The organism is Variovorax sp. P2_H12, assembly GCF_056403395.1.
Window position 1 is genome coordinate 1 of record NZ_JBFUFO010000280.1, and the last position, 387, is coordinate 387.

Consider the following 387-nt stretch of genomic DNA (forward strand, 5'->3'; position numbering starts at 1 on the left):
GCGCTGAATACATCAGCCGTCGCTCTCCAGCCGACGCCTGGGAATCGTTCACCTCTCTGCTGCTCAGCATCTGCACCGGCCCCGAGAGACTGGAAGCCTTCCAACAGGATGTCACCGCCCTGGACCCGGCCCTCGACGAGGTCCACGCCCTGGGCCGGCACGCGGCAGCCCGCCTCGCACCGGCCTCGGCGGCGGCGAGCCGCCCGGCCTGAAGGCCGCCCCGACGCGGGCGGGATCTTCCCCCCAGCCGGTCCGCTGGTTGCCGTCATGGTCACTTCGGCAGCTTCAAGGGCTGCCTTGAGGTGGTCGAAGTGCCATGCCCGAAGGCAGCACTGGGCGTCTGGGCGGGCGGTGTGTGCTGTTCCTTCGTGCGCTCCCCTGCCGATC

At 70.3% G+C, this 387-nt stretch carries 1 protein-coding gene; it reads left to right on the plus strand.

Annotation, left to right across the window (positions count from 1 at the left end; translation table 11 throughout):
• The coding region (locus AC1DYK_RS36150) for a hypothetical protein (protein ID WP_478170647.1) at positions 1-212 on the plus strand (212 nt) is incomplete at its 5' end.
• Positions 213-387 lie beyond the last annotated feature (175 nt).